This is a genomic window from Stenotrophomonas sp. P5_A9 (assembly GCF_056400525.1).
In genome coordinates, this window is record NZ_JBFULC010000117.1 from 1 (window position 1) to 4824 (window position 4824).

At 68.2% G+C, this 4824-nt stretch carries 3 protein-coding genes; 2 read left to right on the plus strand and 1 reads right to left on the minus strand.

What is annotated here, in order from left to right:
* The first annotated feature begins 125 nt into the window (after positions 1-125).
* Both AC1DR7_RS19945 and AC1DR7_RS19950 read left to right on the plus strand, forming a co-directional pair.
* Positions 126-1346: a multifunctional CCA addition/repair protein gene (locus AC1DR7_RS19945; RefSeq protein WP_457318819.1), complete on the plus strand. Its 1221-nt coding sequence runs from the start codon at positions 126-128 to the stop codon at positions 1344-1346.
* Between the two features lie 234 nt (positions 1347-1580).
* Entirely contained in the window at positions 1581-3650 is a 2070-nt protein-coding gene (locus tag AC1DR7_RS19950) for a TerD family protein (RefSeq protein WP_457318821.1), read from the plus strand.
* Between the two features lie 15 nt (positions 3651-3665).
* On the opposite strand, the gene AC1DR7_RS19955 is transcribed toward AC1DR7_RS19950, so the two are convergent.
* Positions 3666-4824, minus strand: a 1159-nt coding sequence (locus AC1DR7_RS19955) for an autotransporter family protein (protein WP_478076647.1), incomplete at its 5' end; no start/stop codon positions are given.

A 4824-nucleotide genomic window follows, 5' to 3' on the forward strand; every position in this document is an offset into this window, starting at 1 on the left:
GTTCGGGCGGTCTGGGGAGCCGGCCAGCGGCCGGCACTACGTCATTGTCCGGGTTCATGGCGAGCCGGCCAGCAGCCGGCACCACCGGTTGGCGTCGCGTTGGCCCACTGCGGCATCATGGGCACATGAAGATCTATCTTGTTGGCGGCGCCGTGCGCGACCGCATGCTGCAACGCGCCCCCGGCGACCGCGACTGGGTCGTGGTCGGCGCTTCGCAGGCGCAGATGGAAGCACTGGGCTACAAGGCGGTCGGCCGCGATTTCCCGGTGTTCCTGCATCCGGACACCGGCGAGGAATACGCACTGGCACGCACCGAGCGCAAGTCCGGCCGCGGCTACCGCGGCTTCGTGGTCGATGCCGACCCGTCGGTGACGCTCGAAGACGACCTGCTGCGCCGCGACTTCACCATCAACGCGATCGCCTGCGACGAGGCCACCGGTACGGTGGTGGACCCGTATGGCGGCGTGCGCGATATCGAACAACGCGTGCTGCGTCATGTCGGCCCGGCCTTCGTCGAAGACCCGCTGCGGGTGCTGCGTGCGGCGCGCTTCATGGCCCGCTTCGCCCCGCTCGGCTTCACCGTCGCCCCGGAAACCCTGGACCTGATGCGCCAGATCGCCGACAGCGGTGAACTGGATGCGCTGGTCCCCGAACGCGTCTGGCAGGAACTGCGCCGCGCGCTCACCTGCGCCCAGCCCTCGGCCTTCCTGCGCACGCTGCACGACGCCAGCGCGCTGCGTGCGATCCTGCCCGAGCTGGACGCGCTGTACGGCGTCCCGCAACGGGCCGAGTTTCATCCCGAAGTGGATACCGGCGTGCACCAGGAAATGGTCAGCGACATGGCTGCCCGCCTCGCGCCGGGCGATGACCTGATCGGCTTCGCCGCGCTTACCCACGACCTCGGCAAGGGCCTGACCCCGCCGTCGGAATGGCCGCGCCACATCATGCACGAGCAGCGCGGCGTGGCCCCGCTGCGTGCCCTGTGTGACCGCCTGAAGGTACCGCTGGACCACCGCCAGCTGGCCGAAGCCGTGTGCCGGGACCATCTCAATGTGCACCGCATCGATGAACTGCGCGATGCCACCGTGCTGGAACTGCTGAGCCGGTGCGACGGCTTCCGCCGTCCGGAGCGCATCGCGCAGATCGCGCTGTGCTGCGAGGCGGACAAGCGCGGCCGGCTCGGCTTCGAGGACAGCGACTACCCGCAGGGTGCAACGCTCAACCGGTTGCACCAGGCTGCCTTGACGGTCCAAGCGCGCGACCTGGACTTGACCCATCTGAGGGGCCCGGCGGTGGGTGAGGCGTTGGCGAGGGCGCGTACACAGGCGATTGGCGCGTTGCGCTGATCGCTTCAACGGACAGGTGCGTGAGGATTCCATCTGCGATCCTCCCCCGCCCCTCTGCCGGATCACGCGCGGGGCGGTCCGTCGGGCGGAGGTCAGGCACATTGAAGCGCGCCGCGGTTACTGGGTAAGCTTGCGACGGGGCGGCTATGAGGGTGCTTCCTTCTACACTTCGAACTAGTGCCTTCGCTTTCCGCCCCACCTCTTTTCCTGCCGCCACGCATCCCACGGTAAGCCATGAACCCGATGCTGTTGCGGCGCAGATCCAAGGTCATCCTAAGCGCGGGACGCGAGCGCCAGCCGCTTGAGGTGGTCGCCACGCTGCAGAAAAACCTGGAAGCCCTCGGCTTCCAGATGTCGCCTTCGCTGTGCGAGCAGGTGGCCACGTTGTCGCTGACCCAGGTGGAGGCGTTTTACAAGCGCCTGATCCGCGCCTTGCGCGAGATGCTGGGCGCGCATCGGAATTACGCGCCGCTGTACCCGGACTTCCCGGCACAGATGATGCGCGCCAGCGATGCCGAACGGTACTGGAACGCGTATCTGCACTATCGCGGCCAGCTCGATCGCTTGGGCGAGGCCACGCCGCGACCGCCCCGGCAGGACGTGCCCAACTGGCGCGTGCTCGAGCTGGGCACACAGGACGAGGTGGATGCGCTGTTTGTGGCGCTTGCCGCCGCGCGTACGCCGTACTCCCCGGAAGACAGCGCCGATGTGCGCTGGTACGTGGCGCAGCATCGCGAGCGCGCGTTGTCGCTGCTTCCCGAGACACTTCCCTGCAAGGAGAACCTGGCCGTGGTCGTGGCCGCGCTGCTTGCCGATGAAGGCACGGCCGATCCGCGCGTCCTCGCCCTGGGCCGTCATGTGCGCACCGCCACCGATGTGCTGCGCATCGCCGTAGCGCTGGACGACGGCGACGTATCGCTGGCCACGCCCACCCGCTTCGGGCGCTACCGGCGTCCTTTGCGCCGTGCGCTGCTCAACTGGTTGGAGAAAATGCCCAACCGCCTGGAAGACCTGCAGCGCTGGACGCCGCGCTGGGTGCGCCTGGCCGAGCGCCTGCACCCTGGCGAACATGCCGCGCGGTTCCCGGGCACCGCCGCCGACTTCGCCCGGCTGCGCGCTGGGCAGCGCCTGCGTGGTTTCAACGCGCAGGTGGAATGCGCCCTGGCCGATGACGATATCGGCACCGCACTGGCGGTACTGCGCGCACGGCCGGGTGAACTGGCACGGCGACTGGACGCGCTCGCCCGGCGCAGCCACAACGTACAGGACGTGGTGGACACGTTCGCACAGGTGGCGGCCTCGGTGTCCACCCCGGTGCTACTGCAGGTGATGACCCACTTCCAGCACCGCGCGGCACCCCGCGGTCTGCGCGTCTTCCTGCCCAAGGGCCAGGTCGGCAAGCTGTACGCGATCCCCGATCGCCTTGTCCCACTCGATGCCGATCTCTGCGCGGCGCTGGCCCTGCGCTGCGAACAAGCATTGCTCGCCCGCTTCGCCGCGTTGCCGCCCCTGGGCGCCAGTTACATCGACCCGGCCTTGTCGCGCTACCTGGTGCCGTTCTCGCAACGCTCGGCATCCAAGGCATTGCGTACGCTGGTGCGCGGCAGCCGCGTGCCCCTGTCGGACGCCAACACCCTGCGCATGTTCTGCTGGTGGCGCAATGGGAAATCCCGCGTGGATATCGATCTGTCGGCCGCCATCTACGGCGAGGACGTTCAGTACATCGATACGTTGGCCTATTACAACCTGGCCACCTTCGGCGCCCATCACAGCGGCGACATCGTCGATGCGCCGCAGGGTGCGAGCGAGTTCATCGATATCGATATCGATCACTGCCGGGAGCGTGGCATCCGCTGGATCGTGATGTGCCTGAGCAGCTTCAGCGGCCAGGCGTACTGCGATCTGCCCGAGTGCTTCGCCGGCTGGATGGCGCGCACCGCGCCGGATTCAGGCGAGATCTATGAGCCCGGCACCGTGGTGGATCGGTTCGACCTGGCCTCGGACACCACCTTCTGCTTGCCGATCGCCTTCGACCTGGTGGAACGCCAGGCGCTGTGGCTGGACATCGGACTCACCAGCACGCCGCGATTTGCCGTCAACGTGGCCAACAACCTTGCCGGCGTGTCGCTGATGCTGCGTGCGATATCGTCACTGCCCAAGACCACCCTGCACACGTTGTTCGACCTGCATGTGCGCGCACGCGGACACAGGGTAAGCGCACCGGATCAGGCAGCAACCGTCTTCGCGGTCGATCAGGGCATTACCCCGACCGACCTGCCAAGAATCAGCGCCGAGTTCCTGTAACACTGCCCACTGCTGTCACCAGTCAAACCGCAGCCCGATATTCCCTTCGATCACCTTGCGTTCCTTGCGTGCGCTGCTTTCCAGGTCACGTGTGTAATCGGCCACCGCAAACGCGCTGACGTTGGCGTTGAAACGCGCCACCACGCCCACGCCCACTTCCAGCGCACGCGCATCCTGCTGGTTGAGGATGCGGTTGCTGTCGAAATCGATGCGGTCTTCGCCGTCCAGGGTCTGCCAGTAATTGAGCTTGATGTACGGCTGCCAGCCGTTGCCGGCGATGTCGTAGTCGGCAGCCAGGCGCAGGCCGACGCGTCCGGTCCAGGCGTTGTCGTTGTCAAAGCGCAGCGCGGACACCGCGTCGCCGGCATCATCCACCGACGTGCGCTGCCAGATCACCTGCAGCTGGGGTTCCAGCCACCACGCACTCTGCCCGAAGCGCAGCAGCGGCTTGCCCACTTCCAGCGAGGCGGTGGTGCCATCGCCGCGCACGTCGATGCCCAGCCCGCGCGAGGACGTTGCGTCGCCGTCGTATCGGCTCTGCATCACTACCGCGTCCAGGTAGCCACCGGCACTGCCGGCGCGGGTCCAGTACACGCCCACGTGTTTGTCATCCAGCCGCGTCCGGCCCACCGCGACGTTTTCCCAGCCGATCGCAAAACCGGTCACGTTGCCCTGCGCACGGGTGCGCCCGACAAACACGCCGAACTGGTCGCGGTGGGTGTCGGCCGCGTTGGCGTACAGGTCCAAGCCGGCCTGGATGCCCTGGATGTCGCCGTCGAAGCCGGGCTGCGCGTCGCCGTCCCACTGCTGTTCGTGGCTCTGCCCCACCAGCCGCGCCCAAGCCGCGCGCACGCCACCCTGCCCGGCCAGCAGACGCTGCTCGCCCTGGCGTTCGTGGAAAGTGCCCAGGCTGGCCAGGCTGGTCTCGCGCAGCAGCGGCGGCACCACCGAGTACAGGCCGGTCTCGAAGCGGTAGAGCGGAATGATGTCGCCCTGCGCAGGGCGCGCCCCGGGCGTGGGCGGCACCGCCAGCGGCCCGGGCACACCGGCCACCTCGGTGGGCACCGGCGGCGGGGTATCGATGCTGGGCGGCGCGACGTCGGCGGGGGCGGCCGGCTCGGGCGGCGGGGCCGGCTCGGCCGCAGTTGGGTTCGGATCATCCGGCGGGTTCACG